This window comes from Kocuria cellulosilytica, from assembly GCF_040981245.1.
In the GTDB taxonomy this organism is placed as follows: Bacteria; Actinomycetota; Actinomycetes; order Actinomycetales; family Micrococcaceae; genus Kocuria; species Kocuria cellulosilytica.
On the sequence record NZ_JAVFWZ010000001.1, the window covers coordinates 13125 to 29826 of the forward strand.

14 protein-coding genes and 2 pseudogenes are annotated in these 16702 nt (G+C 73.8%); 8 read left to right on the forward strand and 8 right to left on the reverse strand.

Annotation, left to right across the window (positions count from 1 at the left end; genetic code table 11):
- Positions 1-15 precede the first annotated feature (15 nt).
- Entirely contained in the window at positions 16-1122 is a 1107-nt protein-coding gene (locus tag RCG67_RS00055; protein ID WP_368824271.1) for a zinc-binding dehydrogenase, read from the reverse strand.
- A gap of 214 nt (positions 1123-1336) precedes the next feature.
- Between RCG67_RS00055 and RCG67_RS00060 the strand changes: the two genes are divergently transcribed.
- The 4 genes from RCG67_RS00060 (at position 1337) to RCG67_RS00075 (ending at position 3860) form a co-directional block, all read left to right on the forward strand.
- Positions 1337-1597 (forward strand): GlsB/YeaQ/YmgE family stress response membrane protein, encoded by a 261-nt coding sequence (locus tag RCG67_RS00060; protein WP_115163219.1) that lies wholly within the window; start codon positions 1337-1339, stop codon positions 1595-1597.
- Positions 1598-1838: 241 nt separating this feature from the next.
- The gene (locus RCG67_RS00065) at positions 1839-2612 is read left to right on the forward strand and encodes a hypothetical protein (RefSeq protein ID WP_368824272.1); all 774 of its coding nucleotides are present in this window, start codon (positions 1839-1841) and stop codon (positions 2610-2612) included.
- Between the two features lie 106 nt (positions 2613-2718).
- A complete protein-coding gene (locus RCG67_RS00070; RefSeq protein WP_368824273.1) occupies positions 2719-3603 on the forward strand; it encodes an HNH endonuclease family protein in 885 nt (294 codons plus the stop codon).
- Positions 3600-3860, forward strand: coding sequence for an NINE protein (locus RCG67_RS00075; protein ID WP_368824274.1), 261 nt, complete (start codon positions 3600-3602; stop codon positions 3858-3860). The genes RCG67_RS00070 and RCG67_RS00075 overlap by 4 nt, the downstream gene beginning before the upstream one ends.
- An 86-nt stretch (positions 3861-3946) precedes the next feature.
- On the opposite strand, the gene RCG67_RS00080 is transcribed toward RCG67_RS00075, so the two are convergent.
- From RCG67_RS00080 to RCG67_RS00090, 3 genes and pseudogenes are all read right to left on the reverse strand, one after another.
- Entirely contained in the window at positions 3947-4984 is a 1038-nt protein-coding gene (locus tag RCG67_RS00080) for a CPBP family intramembrane glutamic endopeptidase (protein WP_368824275.1), read from the reverse strand.
- Between the two features lie 162 nt (positions 4985-5146).
- Positions 5147-5953: pseudogene (locus tag RCG67_RS00085) on the reverse strand (ribokinase); the annotation flags it as partial.
- A 123-nt stretch (positions 5954-6076) separates the two neighbouring features.
- Positions 6077-6970, reverse strand: a pseudogene (locus RCG67_RS00090) (nucleoside hydrolase); the annotation flags it as partial.
- A gap of 182 nt (positions 6971-7152) precedes the next feature.
- Between RCG67_RS00090 and RCG67_RS00095 the strand changes: the two are divergent.
- Entirely contained in the window at positions 7153-8727 is a 1575-nt protein-coding gene (locus RCG67_RS00095) for a nucleoside transporter C-terminal domain-containing protein (protein ID WP_368824276.1), read from the forward strand.
- A gap of 3 nt (positions 8728-8730) precedes the next feature.
- Here the strand turns inward: RCG67_RS00095 and RCG67_RS00100 are convergent, their stop codons facing one another.
- From RCG67_RS00100 to RCG67_RS00110, 3 genes are all read right to left on the reverse strand, one after another.
- Positions 8731-9813 (reverse strand): aldo/keto reductase, encoded by a 1083-nt coding sequence (locus RCG67_RS00100; RefSeq protein ID WP_058875106.1) that lies wholly within the window; start codon positions 9811-9813, stop codon positions 8731-8733.
- Positions 9814-9920: 107 nt separating this feature from the next.
- Positions 9921-10781 (reverse strand): class II fructose-bisphosphate aldolase, encoded by an 861-nt coding sequence (locus tag RCG67_RS00105; protein ID WP_368824277.1) that lies wholly within the window; start codon positions 10779-10781, stop codon positions 9921-9923.
- Between the two features lie 26 nt (positions 10782-10807).
- The gene (locus RCG67_RS00110) at positions 10808-11527 is read right to left on the reverse strand and encodes a FadR/GntR family transcriptional regulator (protein ID WP_368824278.1); all 720 of its coding nucleotides are present in this window, start codon (positions 11525-11527) and stop codon (positions 10808-10810) included.
- A gap of 248 nt (positions 11528-11775) precedes the next feature.
- On the opposite strand from RCG67_RS00110, the gene RCG67_RS00115 reads away from it, so the two are divergent.
- Both RCG67_RS00115 and RCG67_RS00120 read left to right on the forward strand, forming a co-directional pair.
- Positions 11776-13191, forward strand: a complete 1416-nt coding sequence (locus RCG67_RS00115; protein WP_368824279.1) for a four-carbon acid sugar kinase family protein — start codon at positions 11776-11778, stop codon at positions 13189-13191.
- Positions 13188-14066 carry an NAD(P)-dependent oxidoreductase gene (locus RCG67_RS00120; RefSeq protein ID WP_368824280.1) on the forward strand — a complete coding sequence of 293 codons (879 nt, stop codon included), beginning with the start codon at positions 13188-13190 and terminating at the stop codon, positions 14064-14066. Before RCG67_RS00115 ends, RCG67_RS00120 begins: the two co-directional genes overlap by 4 nt.
- A gap of 10 nt (positions 14067-14076) precedes the next feature.
- Here RCG67_RS00120 and RCG67_RS00125 read toward each other — a convergent pair whose 3' ends face one another.
- Complete coding sequence (locus RCG67_RS00125) at positions 14077-14985, reverse strand: LysR family transcriptional regulator (protein WP_368824281.1); 909 nt, start codon at positions 14983-14985, stop codon at positions 14077-14079.
- Positions 14986-15162: 177 nt separating this feature from the next.
- On the opposite strand from RCG67_RS00125, the gene RCG67_RS00130 reads away from it, so the two are divergent.
- Entirely contained in the window at positions 15163-16560 is a 1398-nt protein-coding gene (locus RCG67_RS00130; protein WP_368824282.1) for an MFS transporter, read from the forward strand.
- Positions 16561-16702: the final 142 nt, after the last annotated feature.

Consider the following 16702-nt stretch of genomic DNA (forward strand, 5'->3'; position numbering starts at 1 on the left):
CGCGGACGGCGGGACTTAGAACTCGATCACCTGCCGCACCGCCCGCCCCGCGTCCAGTTCATCCATCGCCTCGTTGATCTGGTCCAGCGTGATGTGGGAGGTGATCAGCTTCTCCAGGGGCAGCACGCCGTCCCGCCACATCTGCTCGTACTTGGGGATGTCCACCGCCGGCACGGCGGAGCCGAGGTAGCTGCCGATGATCTGGCGGGCCTCGGCGGTGATCTTCAGCGGCTCGATCTGGGACATCGCCCCGGGCGCGGGCAGGCCCACGGTGACGGTCACCCCGCCCACGGCGGTGGCGTTGAACGCGGTCTCGAACGCCCGGGGATGACCCGCCGCCTCGATCACCACGCGGGGCTTGTCCTCGAGCGCCACGAGCTCGTCCGGGGTGAGCGCCTCGTCCGCGCCGAACTCCTGGGCCATGCCCAGCTTCTCCGGCAGCGCGTCCACGGCGATCACGCGGCGGCAGCCCACGGCCTTGGCGACCAGCACCGCGGCGAGTCCCACGCCGCCGAGGCCGACCACGGCCACGACGTCGTCGGGGGTGGCCTGCGCCGCGTTGATCACGGCCCCTCCCCCGGTGAGCACCGCGCAGCCCATCACGGCCGCGATGGGGGCCGGGACGTCCTCGCCCACCGTCACCACGGAGCGCCGGTCCACCACGGCGTGCGTGGCGAACCCGGAGACCCCCAGGTGGTGGTAGACATTGCCGCGGGCCTCGGAGCGCAGGTGCATCGAGCCCTCGATGAGGGTGCCGGAGGCGTTGGCCTTCGAGCCGACCGTGCACGGCAGCAGCCCCTCCGTCTTGCACGCCGCGCACTCGCCGCAGCGCGGCAGGAACGCCATCACCACGTGCTGACCGACCTCCAGGTCGGTCACCTCGGCGCCCACGTGCTCGACGACGCCGGCCGCCTCGTGCCCCAGCAGCATCGGCAGGGGCCGCGGCCGGTTGCCGTTGACCACGGAGAGGTCGGAGTGGCACACCCCGGCGGCCGTGATCCGCACCCGCAGCTCGGTGGGCCCGGGCTCGCCGAGCTCGAGCTCCTCGACGCGCAGCGGCTGCGACTCGGCGTACGGGGCGGAGGCCTCCATGGTCTCCAGGACGGCTCCACGAATCTTCACGACGACCTCCGGTATCGGTGCACGGGTGGAACGACGCTCACGCTACCGCCCGGTCGGCCGGCGATCGAGGACGTGCGCGGGAGGCCGGGCTCGGACGAGGCCCTCGAGGGCCGTTTCGACAGTCGGCTGATCATACGTAGGATCGATGGGCGACATCGTCCCGAGATCCCCTCCCGTCCCCATCGGGAACCACGACAGAGAAGAGACATCACTCATGATCGGATTCATCGTTGCCGGCCTCGTCATCGGCGCCCTCGCCCGCCTGATCAAGCCCGGCAAGCAGAACCTCAGCCTGATCGCCACGCTGCTGCTCGGCCTGGCCGGTTCGGTGATCGGCGGTGTCATCGCCAGCGCCCTGGGCACCGGGGACATCTTCGAGCTGAACATCCTGGGCTTCATCGTGGCCGTCGTCGCCGCGGTGCTGCTGATCGGCGTGGCCGAGGGCGTGGCCGGGCGCAACAAGGCCGTGCGCTGACCGCTCACCCGAGAGCCCGGCAGCCCCCCGAGGACTTCTCCGCGACGGCCCGCGAGCCGACCGCCGTGCCCGATGCCGGGCACCGGTCGGACCGCGGGCCTTCGCCCTGTCCGGGCGGAGCCCGGACGGCGACTGCCTCGTTGCTCGATCTGTGCGTTCTGTGACAGCGCCCGAGACCGTGTCCGGAGGAGTGCGGCTAGCATGCTTGCTTAAGCAACTGCATTCTTTCGGGGGATCTGTCTTGACCACCACCGCCTCGCTGCCCGAGCTCCTCCTGGAGCTCCTGCCTCTCGTCCAGCCCGTGGGCGTGTTCTTCGCCGTCCTGGGCCTCATCGTGCTGGGCCTGCGGCTCGTCTACGTGCTGGGCAGCGCCGTGACGACCTCGGTGCGGACGATGTTCACCGGCTCGGAGCACACCCCGTCGCCGCGGGCCGAGCACAGGGCCGTGGTGGCGGCCCGGCGAGCCGGCGCGGAGGACATGCGCACCGCCTGGCTCCAGTGGCACCTCCGGCCCAGGACCGCCCACACGGCGGTCAGCGAGCTCGCCTCCCTGCCCAGGGCGCTGGCCGTGGTGCCGCGGGCGGACTGGAGCGTCGACCGGTTCCGCGAGCACGGCGCGGACGTCTGGGCCGTCCGGCCGCTGGCCGTGACGCCCGCCTGGCGCCAGAAGGCCGACGCCCGTCTGGACTGGATGGCGGCCATGGTCTCCGACCTGGCCGACAGCCCGTTCGACTCCGCCCGGGGCCAGACGAGCGAGCAGTACCTCTACCACCAGGACCGGGAGGTCCGCGACGCCTACCTCCAGGGCGGCACCGAGGCCGCGGAGCGGATCATGGGGACCATCACGGACGCCCGGGACCGGGTCCGCCAGGACGCCGCCACCGAGGGCGCCGCGGCCTTCCTGGCCCAGCAGCGCAACGCCGCGTTCGACCGGCTGCGCAGCACCTACCGCCCCACGAAGACCCGGGACGCGCACGCCGCCTGGGACGCCGCGGCCGAGGACCTCGGCCGGTGAGCCGCGCGGACCACCGGATGGCCCCGGCGCCGGCGGCGCCCGGACCGGCCCCCAGGACCCGCGCCGACCGGGATGCCCCGGACCCTTCTCGTTCCCCAGGAGCAGCATGAACCCCGCCCGTCAGCCCTCCTCTGATCCGGGGCGCACCGCCTTCACCGCCCACCCCGGCTTCCGGACCGGCCGGTGGCTCCTGGCCGTGCCGGCGCACCTGACCATGGTGGCCGCAGTCCTCGCCGTCGCCGTCACGGCGGCACCGACCGCCCTGGTCGCCGAGTCGTCCCCGCTGCCGCCCGAGGCCGTCGCCGCCACCCCGGCGCCCTCTCCATCCCCCTCCGGGACCGCGGGCACCGAGGTCACCGGGGTCACCGCTTCGCCGGAGCCCACCGACGGCTGGGGTCCGGCCTCGGAAGCCCTGGTGGCCCTCCACAGCCTGGAGGTGGCCGGCCCCGGCTCCATGGCCGGCTACGACCGCTCCGCCCGGTTCGGCGACTGGATCGACGCCGACGGCGACTGCGCGAGCACCCGCGACGAGATCCTCGCCCGGGACCTGACCGGCATGACGACCGAGGACGGCTGCACGGTGGCCTCGGGGACGCTGGACGACCCCTACACCGGCGAGCTGGTCCGCTTCACCCGCGGGGTCACCACGTCCTCGGACGTGCAGATCGACCACGTGGTGGCCGCCGGCAACGCGTGGGCCACCGGAGCGCGCGACCTCTCCCAGGCCGAGCGGGCGGCGCTCTACAACGACCCGCTGAACCTGCTGGCCGTGGCCGGCACCGTCAACGCCTCGAAGTCCGACTCCCCGGCCGACGAGTGGCTCCCGCCCGAGGAGTCCTTCCGCTGCGAGTACGTGGCCACCCAGATCGCGGTGAAGGCCGAGTACGGGCTGCAGGTGACGGCTGCGGAGAAGGCGGCCATGGCCGGCGTCCTGTCCGCGTGCCCCGGCCAGGAGCTGCCCACCGACCACCGGAACGAGGACCCGAGGTGATCCGTGACACCGCCGTCATCGGTGCGCCCCGTGCGAGGGCGGGCAGTTCCCGCAGGCAGCGCGGTCACCGGAACCCGACCGACGCCTGGCTGCTGTGGATGTTCTTCGGCTGGCTGGGCCTGCACCGCTACTACCTCGGGGACTGGAAGAAGGGCCTCGCCATGACGCTCACGCTCGGCGGGCTCGGCCTCTGGTCCCTGCTGGACGGCTTCTTCCTGACCCGGCGCCTCCGGCGGATCAACAGCGGCCGGCTGTGACCGGGCGCCCCGCCGGGCGGGAGCGCTGTCCGTGACCCGGGCCGCGGCGCGGACCGGACCACGAGCCCGGCCTCAGGCAGTCAGCTTCAGGCGTCCGGCGGCGGCACGGCCCGGTGCTGCAGCCCCGCCCGCCGGCCGAGGGCGATCAGGACCGCCGCGACGGCCACGACGACGACCATCGGCGCCAGCATGAACGGGCCGCCCACCCCGGCCGAGCGGTCCATGCCCTCGCTCATCTGCCCGGTGAACGTGGAGACCAGGAACAGCAGCACGTTGTTCGCCGCGTGCACGAGCGCGGCCGCCTCGAGCCCGCCGGTGGCCTGGGTCAGCAGCGACATCGCGATCCCGAAGACCACGTAGTAGGCGATGAGCCACCCGTCCGTGGCGAAGTGGGCGAGGGCGAACAGCACCGCGCTCACCAGGGTGCCCAGCACGAAGGACGGCACGGCCCCGGGAACCCACGAGCCGGCGGCGCGCTGGATCACGCCGCGGAACATGTACTCCTCGGACGCCGCCTGCAGCGGGGTGGTCAGCAGGACGATCGCGAGGAAGGCCCAGGTGCTCGCGTCCAGGACGACCGGCCCCGGTGACTCCAGGAGGACGATGACCACCACGTAGGCCACGAACAGCGGGACGACGACGGCGGACGCCCGCCCCAGCCAGTCCCACCGGAGCCGCCCGGCCACCGAGTGGAGGGTGCCCACCGGCTGCCGGTGCAGGTACCGGTGCAGGAGCACCGCGACGGCGGCCGAGGCGATCAGGGACAGGTTGGTGGCCAGCAGCAGCGCCGGGGTGAGGGTGATCCGGCCGCCGGCCAGCTCCTCGGTGGTGGTGCTGCCCAGCAGGAGGTCGATCGCGACACCGGCGAAGGACAGCACGATCGAGAACACGGCGATCGCCGCGACGACGGACAGGATGCTGAGCAGGCCCTTCCACCAGCGGTTCCGCGGCGTGCGGTAGAACTCCGCGTGGGTGAGCGGCGGCGTCGTCGGGCCGTCCGCGGGCGGAACGGGGCCGCGCGGGGAACCCGGGTACGGGACGGGGCGGCCGGGGCCCGGGGGACCGTGTCCGGCCGGTCCCGGGGACTGCCAGGGGGCCGGTCGCCGCGGAGGGTTCGAGGTCATGGGCCCAGGCTAGTTCCCGGCGCCGGGTGGCACGGGAGAGCTCTCTGAGCCGCCGGCCGACAGCCCTTCCCCTGGGGCGGACGGCGCCGCCGGAGGTCGGGCCCGGTCGGCGCCAGGTGCTTTCCCGGCCGCGGGCGGTCGGCCGGCGTCGTCCGGGGTCGGCAGGTAGTGCGCCAGCGGGAAGAGCTCCGGCTGCGAGGAGGGGTCGCCCGCGGCGTGGGCGCCCACCGCATTGGCGGCCCGGAGCGCCGTCGTGTGGTCGGCCCCGGAGACGAGGGCCAGCACCAGCGCGGCGCAGAATGCGTCCCCGGCGCCGACCGTGCTGACCACGGCGACCTGCTCCGCGGGGGCGGACGCGACCTGCCGCCCGCGCTCGAGGATGGCCGAACCCTCGGCGCCGTAGGTCACCGCCACGAGCTTCGCCTCGGCCAGCTCGGGGATGAGGGCGTACTCGGTCTCGTTGACGATGATCAGGTCGCACCGGTCCACCAGCTCCGCCGGGAGGGGCAGGGCCGGGGCGGCGTTCAGGGCGAAGAAGCCCGGGGTCCGCTGGGCGGTCTCGCGCACGGTGTCGAGCTCGATCTCCAGCTGGCAGAGCACCGCCTCCTCCGGCGCGAAGGTCACGCCCTCGAGGGACACCTCGGCGTTGGCGCCGGCACAGACCACGATCTGGTTCTCCCCGTCCCGGTCCACGGCGATGAGGGCGGTGCCGGTCGGCGCCGCCACCCGGGCGACTCCGGTGGTGTCGACCCCGGCGGCCGCCATGCTGCGCAGGACGGCGCTGCCGTCCGGGTCCTCGCCGACGGCGCCGATCATCCGGGCGTGGCCGGCCAGCCGGGCCGCGGCCACCGCCTGGTTGGCGCCCTTGCCGCCCGGCTCCCGCTGCAGGGCCGCGCCGCCGACCGTTTCTCCCGGGGCCGGCAGCCGCTCGCACACCGCCGTCAGGTCGATGTTGATGCTGCCCACCACGGTGAGCGCCGGCGGCTCGGGCTCCGGCGGCGCAGTCTCCGCCGGTGCGGACGCGCCGAGCCGGCGGAACGCGGCCAGGAGGTGCGGTGCGAAGTCCTCGGCCAGCTCGAGCACCACCCGGCACCGGGCGCCGGCCGCAACGGGGTGACCGGCGTAGCGGCCGCGCAGGTCGCAGATCGTCTGGCCGCGCCCGGGGCCGTCCGTCGTGTCGACCTCGACCCGGACCGTCGGGGCGAGGCCGGTCCGGACGGTGCCGGCCGCCACCGCCGCGGCCAGCGGGTCGTGCAGGGCGGAGACCGGGCGGCCGAAGACCTCGGTGTAGAAGCCGGCGTAGTGCTCGAGCATCGCGGCGAGCGCGGGCATCACCGGATGGTCGACGGCCGCGATCTGCTGCCGCTGGTCCTCGTCCAGGGGGTGCTCCATGGTGACGTCCAGCGGCACCAGGGTCACCTCCCACGGGGCGGCGAGCACCTCGGCGGCCGCTTCGGGGTCGTGCAGGATGTTGGCCTCGGCCACCGGCGTCCGGTTGCCGGGGGCCAGGGCGGCGCCGCCCATGACGGTGACGCCGGCGACCAGCTCGGGCAGGGCGGGCTCCTGCCGGAGGGCCCGGGCGAGATTGGTCAGCGGGCCGGTGGCCAGCACGTGGAGCTCGCCCGGGTGCTCGTGGGCGAGCCGGATGAGCATCGCCTCCGCCGGTTCGGCCACCGGTGCGGCGGACGCCCTCGGCAGCTGCACGTCCCCGATGCCGCGGGTGCCGTGCACCTCCGGGGCTCCTCCGCCGGACCGGCCGGCGAGGGGGTGCTGGGCGCCGATCGCGACCGGTGTGCCGGGGCGGTCCAGCAGGGCCAGCAGGTCCAGGGTGTTGCGGGCGGCGGTCACGGCGTCGGTGTTGCCGCTGACGGTGCCGATGCCCCGCAGGTCCACCGAGGGCGTGGCCACCAGGTAGGTCAGGGCGAGGGCGTCGTCGATGCCGGTGTCGCAGTCGAGGTAGAAGGGCCGGGCTTCCGGATCGGCCATCGCTCGCACCCTCCGAGTCGGTCGAGACAGTCGACGCAGTCCCGGAAAAAAGAAACAGGGGACCGCGCAGCGCTGCGGTTAGAGTACCCCGTACCACGCCGGCGTCGCCGTCAGCACGAGGCGGAGCCCGCACCGACGTCGTCGCCGGCATCCTGGGCACGCCCGACGGAAGGACAATTCACATGCTGGACGTGCTGTGGGGCATCGGCGGGATGGTCGCGCTCCTCGCCATCGCGGTCCTGTTCTCGGTGGACCGCCGCAGGATCCGGATCCGGACCGTCGCCCTGGCGCTGGCCCTGCAGGTGACCTTCGGCGTGCTGGTGCTCTACGTCCCGGCCGGCCGCGCCGTGCTCCAGACCATCACCCAGGCGGTCCAGGCCGTCATCGACTCCTCCGCCGCCGGCATCGACTTCCTCTTCGGCCCGATCCTGCCCGAGGAGGGGGCGGTCTTCGCCTTCCAGGTGCTGCCGGTCATCGTGTTCTTCGCGGCCCTGACCTCGGTGCTGTACTACCTGGGCATCCTGCAGTGGGTCGTGAAGATCATCGGCGGCGGGCTGGCGAAGCTCCTCGGCACCACGACCCCGGAGTCGATGAACGCGGCCGCCAACATCTTCGTGGGGCAGACCGAGGCGCCGCTGGTCATCCGGCCCTACGTGGCCGGAATGACGCGCTCCGAGCTCTTCGCCGTGATGTGCGGCGGGCTGGCGACCGTGGCCGGCTCGGTGCTCGTGGGCTACTCCCTGCTCGGGGCGCCGCTCGAGTACCTCATCGCGGCCTCGTTCATGGCGGCCCCGGCCGCGCTGCTCATGGCCAAGCTCCTCGTCCCCGCCGGGGCTCTGGAGGAGGCGCGGGGAGGAACACGGGCGGAGGCGCCGGCGGCCGGCGCCGCGCGGGTCCCGGGCGCTGCCGGCGGACCGGCGGGCACCGACGACGGCACCGGCTCGGGCGCTGCCGACAGCACCGACCGCACCGGCGCGGGCACCGCCGAGGACACCGACGGCCCGGCGCGGGGCGAGCCGGCGCGGGAGGAGCGCGGCGGCGCGCGGCGGTGGCTGGCCCGGGGCGCCCGGCGCGGGGCGACCTCGCACGCCGCGCTCGAGATCGCCCGGCGGCAGGACGCCCAGGCCGCGGGGCGGAGCGAGGGCGACACCGCCCGGCCCGGTGACGTCGCCCGGTCCGCCGACCCGGAGGGGGTGTCCGCCACGGACGCGGCCGGCGACCCCGTCGAGGAGGACGAGCCGCCGGCCAACGTCATCGACGCCGCCGCCCGCGGCGCCTCCGACGGCCTGAGCCTGGCCCTCAACGTCGGCGCGATGCTCATCGCCTTCATCTCGCTCATCGCGCTCATCAACGTCATCCTCGGCTCGATCGGCGGTCTGTTCGGGCTGGGCGACCTCACCCTCGAGCAGCTCTTCGGCTACGTCTTCGCGCCGGTGATGTTCGCCGTCGGGGTGCCCTGGGCCGAGGCGCTCGACGCCGGCAGCTTCCTCGGGCAGAAGCTGGTGCTCAACGAGTTCGTCGCGTTCGCCGGCTTCGCCCCGCAGATCGAGGACTACTCGGCGAAGACCCAGGCCATCGTGACGTTCGCCCTGACCGGGTTCGCGAACTTCGGGTCCCTGGCGATCCTCCTCGGCGGGCTCGGCGGCATCGCCCCGAGCCGCCGCCGGGACATCGCCCAGCTCGGCCTGCGGGCCGTGCTCGGCGGGACGCTCGCCAACCTCATGAGCGCCGCGATCGCGGGCATGCTCATCGGCTGACCCCTACCCCTCGGCGCGGTCCTCCCCGAGGACGTGGCCGCGCTGCTCGGCGTAGAACTCCGCCTCCGCGGGCTCGGGGCGGTCCTGGCCGTTGAGCAGCCGGTGCCACAGCGGGTAGTAGGCGGGCAGCTGGGACGCGGACGTGATCCGGTCCCGGGCCTCCTGCGGCAGCGTGAGCTCGGCGGCGTCGAGGTCCTCCTGCAGGTGCTCGAACCGGCGGGCGGCGATCACGGTCCCGTCGATGCCCGGCCGGTCCAGGATCCAGGAGATCACCACCTGGGGGATCGTCCAGCCCAGCTCCCCGGCGATCTCGTCGAAGAGCTCGATCAGGCCGTAGGCGCGGTCCCGGTCCACCACGTGGGGCTCCGGCCAGCCGGTGCCCTGGCGGGTGTCGGACGGGGTCTCGGTCCCGCGGCGGACCTTCCCGTTGAGCAGCCCCTCCCCCAGCGGGCTCCAGCCGAAGGTCGCGAGCCCGAGGTCGCGGGCGGCCGGGACGATCTCGTACTCGATCTCCCGGGCCTCCGGGGTGTAGTAGGCCTGGTGCGCCACCGGGGCCTCGAGCCCGGCCAGCCGCGCCTCGTAGACCGTCTTGGCCAGCTGCCAGCCGTTGTAGTTGGAGACGCCCCAGTACCGGATCTTCCCGGCCCGGATCAGCTCGTCGGCGGTGGCGATGGTCTCGGTGATCGGGGTCTGCCCGTCCCACTGGTGCAGGTAGAGCAGGTCGAGGTGGTCGGTCCGCAGCCGCCGGAGGCTGTCCTCGACGGCCCGGGTCACGTGGATCCGGCTCGCGCCGCCGTCGTTGGGGCCGTCCCCGGTGGGGGTGCGGGCCTTGGAGGTGAGGACCACGTCGTCCCGCTTGTCCCCGAGCACTTCGCCCAGGACCCGCTCGGCGTCCCCGGCCGAGTACAGGTTGGCGGTGTCGATGAAGTTCACGCCGCGGTCCAGGGCCTCGTCGATCTGCCGCTTCGCCTCGTCCGGGCCGAGCCCCGCGATCTTCTCGAAGCCTCCGCCGGAGCCGAAGGGGATGGTGCCGAGAGCCAGCCGGGAGACGTACAGGCCGGAACTGCCGAGTCGGGTGTACTCCATGGGGAACTCCTCTGCTCGTGATGCGGTGCTGGTGCGTGCTGCCGGTGCCACCGGGCAGCCGGCGGACCGGCCCCGGGGCACGGCATGCGGGAACGACGAACCGGTGCTCAGGTATTCCGGGGGCACGCCTCGGCGGTGGTCAGCCCGTGGGCCAGCGTGGTGAACTCGCCCACCGCCGCGGTCCAGTCCTCCAGGAGCGCCCACAGGTCCAGGCCCTGGCTCCTGCGCTCCTCGCACCGGTCCGCGAGGGTCGCGAAGATCGCGGCGCGCAGCTCGGTGTTGACGTTGACCTTGCCGATGCCCGCCAGGGGCGCGCGGACCAGCATCGTCTCGGGGATCCCGGAGGCGCCGTGCAGCACGAGCGGGGTCCGGCCGGCGGCCTCGCAGATCTGTTCCAGGCGGCCCCAGTGCAGGCGCGGGATGCCCTGGTAGTGCCCGTGCACGTTGCCCACCGCCACGGCCAGCAGGTCCGCCCGGGACGCGGTCAGGAACCCCGGGACCTCGTCGGGGTCGGTCATGCCGCCGGGCCCGGTGGTCCGGGCCGTGTCCTTGGTGCCGGGGAGGCTGCCGAGCTCCCCCTCGAGCACCACGCCGGGGCCCACGAGCTCGCGGGCCCGGGTGACGAACTCGGCGTTCTCCGCCGCGGGCAAAGCCGAGCCGTCGGCCAGGACGGCGTCGGCACCGGCCGCCGCGGCCTGCTCGATCAGCCCCAGGTCCACGGCGTGGTCCAGCTGCACGCACACGGGGGTGGCGGCGTCGTCGGCGAGGTGGCGCAACGCGGTGACGAAGCGGCGCCCGCCGGTCCCCGCGGCCGCCTTCGACGGGACCAGGAGGATCACGGGGCGGCCCGCGCGCTCGCTGGCCTCCACCACGGCCTGGGCCGTGGCGAAGTCGTAGGTGCTCAGCGCCGGCACGGCGGTGCGGGCGTCGAGGGCGGTGGTGACGACGTCGAGCATGTTGGCGCGCATGGGCGGAGTCCTTCGTCAGGAGTCGTTCAGCGGTCGGCCGGGAAGCGGTCCCCCAGCACGTAGGTCTTCAGGTCGGCGAGCGTCTGCTGCAGGTGCTGGTCCATGGCCTGGCGGGCCCGGACGGGGTCGGCGGAGGCCAGGGCGGCGACGATCCTGCGGTGCTCGGCGACGGCGTGGGCCTGGATCTCGGGCACCCGGGAGGTCTGGGCGCGCCGCTCCGCCAGCACGCGGTGCAGCGGTTCGAACAGGACCGCGACGAACACGTTGCCGGAGGCCTGCAGGATCCGCTCGTGGAAGCGCAGGTCGGCGGCCACGAAGGCCGCCACGTCCTGGGTGCGGTGGGCGTCCGCCATGGCGTCGGCGTCCCGGGCCAGCTCGTCCAGCTCCTCGGCGGAGAGCCGCCCGGCGGCCAGCTCGCAGGCCCCGGACTCCAGGAAGCGGCGCAGCTCGATGAGCTGCACGGCGGCCGCCGCGTCGTCCTGCCCCTCGGAGACGGCCCGGATGACGGCGTCGAGGGACGCCCACCGGGACACGGGGTTCACGAAGGTGCCCCGGCCGCGCTCCACGCGCAGGATGCGCTGGGCGCCCAGGGTCCTGATCGCCTCCCGCACCGTCATGCGGCTGACCTGGTGCTGCGCGCTGAGCTCGATCTCCCCGGGAACCGCCGCCCCCGGAGGGAAGTCCCCCGCGATGATCCGGTCGAGAAGGGCGTCGGCGACCTGGTCGACCAGGGACGGTCGTGCCATGGCGCTCCTCCTCGGTGCGGCGGACGGCGGGCGGCGGCTCCGGTGCCGGCTCCCGCCCTGACAGGGAAGTCTACCCACCGGCGAACACCGGAGGTCTGATGCTCCGGCGGCCGGCGCTTCCCCCGGCGGCGTGGACGATGTGTGCCACGCCACGTAGAATGTCTGACATCTTACAGGTGGAGCGTCGGCCCGGAGATCGACGAGGATCTGCCGCCCGCTCCAGCCCCTTCCCGAAAGGAAGTCCCTGCATGACCACCTCGCGCACCCTGCTCGTGCTCGACGACGACCCCACCGGATCCCAGTGCGTCCACGACGTCGACGTCGTCCTCGAGCTCGATCCCGGCCCCGTCCTGGACGTCGTCCGCCACCCCGGGCGCACGTGCTTCGTGCTCACCAACAGCCGGGCCCGGCCCGAGGCCGAGGCCGTGGCGCTCAACACGGACCTCGTCTCCTCGGTCCTGCAGAGCCTCGCCGCCGAGGGCCTGCCGCTGCCCCACCTGGTCTCCCGCAGCGACTCGACCCTGCGCGGGCACGTCATCGCCGAGCCCACCGCCCTGGCGGACGTGCTCGCCCAGCACGGGACGGCCGTGGACGGCTTCCTCTTCGCCCCGGCCATGCTCGAGGCCGGCCGGTACACCGAGGGCGACGTCCACTGGGCGGTCCTGCAGGGCCGCCCGATGCCCGTGGGCGAGACCGACTTCGCCGCGGACGCGACCTTCGGCTACTCCGCCTCCGACCTCAAGGACTTCCTCGTGGAGCGCTCCGGCGGGGCGCTGGACCGGGACGCGATCCTGTCGATCGGTCTCGACGACATCCGCGCCGGGGGCGTGTCCGCCGTCGCGGGAATCCTGCGCCGGGCCCGGGACCGGGCCTGGGTGGTGGTCAACGCCACGGAGTACGCGGACCTCGAGACCGTGGCGGAGGCGCTCGCGGTGCTCGAGTCCGAGGGGCGGACCTTCGTCACCCGGTGCGGGCCGTCCTTCGTGCGCCCCCTCGCCGGGCTCACCGACTCGCGGGAGCTGGGCCCCGAGGACATCACGGTGGGCCCGGACCGCCTGCCGCACGGGCTCGTGGCCGTGGGCTCCCACGTGGGGCTCACCAACCGCCAGCTCGCCGAGCTGCGCGCCCGCCGTGACCTGTACGAGGTGGAGCTGGACGTGCCCACCCTGCTCGACGACGCCGCCCGCCCCGGCTACGTGGCCGACGCCGTCGCGCGGATCACCGACGCGCTGGCGGGCCGCGACGCGGTGGTGTGGACCAGCCGGGAGCTCGTGCGCACGGAGGACCCCGACGAGTCGCTGGCCATCGCGCGCTCGGTCTCGGACGCGCTCGTGGCGGTCGTGCACGGCGTGGCGCAGTCCCGCCCGGCGTGGGTCGTGGCCAAGGGCGGGATCACCTCCCACGAGGTGGCCCACCGGGGCCTCGGGATCCGCCGGGCCACCGTCACCGGCCAGTTCTTCCCCGGCCAGATCTCCCTGTTCCAGCCCACCGACGCCCCGGAGACCACCCAGGGCGGACCCTACGTGGTCTTCCCCGGCAACGTGGGCGGAGAGAGCGCCCTCGCCGACGTGGTGAAGGTCCTCGACGGGGCCGCCGAGCGCGCCCGGTCGGCCGGCCGGGGCACCCCGTCCAGCACACCCGCTTCCCAGGAGGACCCCTCATGAGCTCCACCCTGTCCGTCGGCTTCCTCGGCCTCGGCGCCATGGGCGCCCCCATGGCCCTCACCCTGGCCCGCGCCGGCTTCTCCGTCCGCGGCTTCGACGTCTCGCCCCGCGCCCGGGAGCAGGTGGGCGACGCCCTTGAGCTGCTGGCCGACCCCCGCGAGGCGGCGGCCGGCGCGGACGTCGTCGTCGTCATGGTCGCGACCGGGGCGCAGCTGCACGACGTGCTGTTCGGCGAGCGCGGCGTCGCCGAGGCCCTCGGCCCGGACACGGTGCTGCTCGTGATGGCGACCGTCGGGCCCCAGACCGTGGAGTCCTGCGCGCAGGGCCTCGAGTCCCGCGGCGTGCGGATCGTGGACGCGCCGGTGTCCGGCGGGACGGCGCGCGCGGCCACCGGGGACCTGCTCGTGATGGTCGGCGGCGCCGAGGAGGACGTCGCCGCGGTCCGGCCGCTGCTGGACGCGATGGCCGCCAACGCGCCGCTCGTGGGGTCCCGGGTGGGCGACGGGCAGCGCTTCAAGGTGGTCAACCAGCTGCTGTGCGGGGTGCACATCGCCGTGGCGGGCGAGGCCCTGGCCCTGGCCGACTCCATGGGCCTGGACCCGGCGCAGTGCCTGGAGGTCCTCTCCACCGGGGCCGCCACGTCCTTCATGTTCGAGGACCGCGGCCCGCGGATGCTGCAGGGCGAGGAGGCGGAGGTCCGCTCCGCCCTGGACATCTTCGTCAAGGACATGGGCCTGGTCACCGACGCCGCCCGGGCGGTCGCCCAGCCGGTGCCGCTGGCCTCCGCGGCCGAGCAGCTCTACGTGCGCGGCCGCCGCGAGGGCCACGGCCGGCACGACGACTCCTCGGTCTTCGACATCCTGCGCTCCCGGTAGGCCCGGCCCGTCAGCCCGGCGGCGGAGCAGCGACCAGCTCGTCCTTCATGTCCGCCACCGCCGCGCGGATCGCGGCCATGACGGCCTGCACGGCGGGCCGGCGGAGCAGGTCGGCGCGCGAGACCACCCAGTACTCCACGGGGAACCAGAGCTCCCCGGGGAAGAGCCGCACCAGGTCCCCGGCCCGCTCGGCGAGGTAGCAGGGCAGCAGGCCGATGCCCGCGCCGGCGCGGGTGAGCTCCACGTGCACCACGGAGGACGTGGCCCCCACGCCCTGGCGCATCCGCGGGAACCGCCGGCGCGGGATGTCCAGCTCGGCGACGTCCTGCATCGACTCCACGAAGTAGATGAGCGGGTGCTCCTGCACCTGCTCGGGCGTGCGCAGGGGCGGGTGGGCGGCGAGGTAGTCCCGCGAGGCGTAGACCCCCAGGGAGTAGTCGGCCAGGTGGAAAGCCTCCTTGCGGGAGACCTCCGGGCGCCCCACGACCACCTCGAGGTCGATGCCCACCGGGTTGGTCTGCGCCCGCCGGGCCGCGTTGATCATCTCCAGCCGCACCCCGGGGTGCTCCTCGATCAGCCGCCGCATGGCCGCGCCCATGACCACGCCGCCGAAGCCGTCCGGGGCGAGCGCCCGCACCACGCCGCTGACCGAGTTGCCGCGCCCGCCCGGGCCCAGCGGCAGCGAGCCCATCGCGGACTCGATCTCCTCGCCGGCGGACACGAACTTCCGGCCCAGCTCGCTGGGCTCCCACATGTCCCCCGAGCGCACGAGCAGCCGGGCGCCCACGGTCCGCTCGAGGGCCGCCATGCGCCGCGACACGGTCGTGTGGCTGAGCCCGAGGTCGGCGGCGGCGCCCGCGTAGGAGCCGTGGCGGACCACGGCGAGCAGGAGCAGGAGGTCGTCGGCGCCGTGCGACAAGGGGCAACTCCTCCGGATGGCGGGACCCGCACCGGACAGTGCACACGACCGGACGGTATGTGCATTTTTGCACAGGCACGGCGAGCGCATGGTCATTGTGAAGGGGGCCACAGATCCGCACACTGTAGGCAAACATTGTGACCACCGTCACCGCTTCCCCAGCAAGAGGAGAACCCCATGAGCACTGAGGACAGGGTCGCCGCCTCGGCGGACCCGAACGACTCCCCCGAGAACCGGGGTGGGCTGAAGAAGGTCGTGGCGGCCTCGATGGCCGGCACGGTCGTGGAGTGGTACGAGTTCTTCCTCTTCGCCACCGCGTCCACCCTGGTCTTCGGCCAGCTCTTCTTCGTGGACACCGGCAACCCGCTGGACGGCATCCTCAAGGCGTTCCTGATCTACGCGGTCGGCTTCGTCGCCCGCCCCCTGGGCGGCATCGTCTTCGGCCACTTCGGCGACAAGTACGGGCGCAAGCACCTGCTGCAGATCTCGATCGTCATGGTCGGCGCGGCCACCTTCCTCATGGGCTGCCTGCCCGGCTATGACCAGATCGGCTACTGGGCCGCGGCCATGCTCGTGGTGCTGCGCTTCGTGCAGGGCTTCGCGGTGGGCGGCGAGTGGGGCGGCGCCGTGCTGCTCGTGGCCGAGCACTCCCCCAACAAGGAGCGCGGCTTCTGGTCCAGCTGGCCGCAGGCGGCCGTGCCGCTGGGCAACCTGCTGGCCACCGTCGTGCTGCTCACCCTGTCCTTCACCCTCTCCGAGGAGGCGTTCCTGTCCTGGGGCTGGCGCGTGGGCTTCTGGCTCTCGGTGGTCATCGTGGCCATCGGCTACTACATCCGCACCCACGTCACGGACGCGGCGATCTTCAAGCAGGCGCAGGAGGAGTTCGTCGAGGAGAAGAAGGCCGGCTACGGCGTGGGCGAGGTCTTCCGCCGCTATCCCCGCGGCGTCTTCGGCGCCATGGGCCTGCGCTTCGCGGAGAACATCCTCTACTACGTGGTGGTGACCTTCTCGATCACCTATCTGTCCACCCAGCGGGACGTGGACACCAGCCGGATCCTGCTCCTGCTGCTCATCGCCCACGTGATCCACGCGATCTGCGTGCCGCTCGTGGGCCGGGCCACCGACAAGGTGGGCCGCCGCCCGATGTACGCCGCCGGCGCCGTGCTGGGTGCCTTCTGGGCCTTCCTCGCGTTCCCGATGTTCAACACGGACAACAGCTTCATCATCCTGGCGGCCATCACCCTGGGCCTGATGATCCACGCGCTCATGTACGCCGGGCAGCCGGCGATCATGGCCGAGATGTTCCCCACCCGGATGCGCTACTCGGGCGTCTCCCTGGGCTATCAGGTGACCTCGATCGTGGCCGGCTCGCTGGCCCCGATCATCGCGACCGCGCTGCTGCGCGAGTTCAACTCGTGGGTGCCGATCGCGATCTACATCGCCGCGGCCTGCCTCGTCACCCTGATCGCGGTGGCCACGCTGCGCGAGACCAAGGGCATCTCCCTCCACGACGTCGACGCCGAGGACCGGCGCCGGCTCTCCGAGGAGAAGTCGGCCCGAGAGCGGACCTCCTGATCCGCACCAGCACCCGCCCGCGCCCAGCGGCGGACCGGAGCCCCGGTCCGCCGCTGGGCGCGCTGCGCGCTCCCCCCGCCGTCCGGCGCCCCGCCGCCCGGGGCCTCACCGCTCGACACCCCGCAGTTCTCGACCCCGCAGA

Excerpts from the sequence above, each read along its gene's own strand:
- RCG67_RS00060 (WP_115163219.1), top strand. The coding sequence starts at position 1,337 with ATGATCGGATTCATCGTTGCCGGCCTCGTCATCGGCGCCCTCGCCCGC.
- RCG67_RS00070 (WP_368824273.1), top strand. The coding sequence starts at position 2,719 with ATGAACCCCGCCCGTCAGCCCTCCTCTGATCCGGGGCGCACCGCCTTC.
- RCG67_RS00080 (WP_368824275.1), bottom strand. The coding sequence starts at position 4,984 with ATGACCTCGAACCCTCCGCGGCGACCGGCCCCCTGGCAGTCCCCGGGA.
- RCG67_RS00095 (WP_368824276.1), top strand. The coding sequence starts at position 7,153 with ATGCTGGACGTGCTGTGGGGCATCGGCGGGATGGTCGCGCTCCTCGCC.
- RCG67_RS00100 (WP_058875106.1), bottom strand. The coding sequence starts at position 9,813 with ATGGAGTACACCCGACTCGGCAGTTCCGGCCTGTACGTCTCCCGGCTG.
- RCG67_RS00105 (WP_368824277.1), bottom strand. The coding sequence starts at position 10,781 with ATGCGCGCCAACATGCTCGACGTCGTCACCACCGCCCTCGACGCCCGC.
- RCG67_RS00110 (WP_368824278.1), bottom strand. The coding sequence starts at position 11,527 with ATGGCACGACCGTCCCTGGTCGACCAGGTCGCCGACGCCCTTCTCGAC.
- RCG67_RS00115 (WP_368824279.1), top strand. The coding sequence starts at position 11,776 with ATGACCACCTCGCGCACCCTGCTCGTGCTCGACGACGACCCCACCGGA.
- RCG67_RS00120 (WP_368824280.1), top strand. The coding sequence starts at position 13,188 with ATGAGCTCCACCCTGTCCGTCGGCTTCCTCGGCCTCGGCGCCATGGGC.
- RCG67_RS00130 (WP_368824282.1), top strand. The coding sequence starts at position 15,163 with ATGAGCACTGAGGACAGGGTCGCCGCCTCGGCGGACCCGAACGACTCC.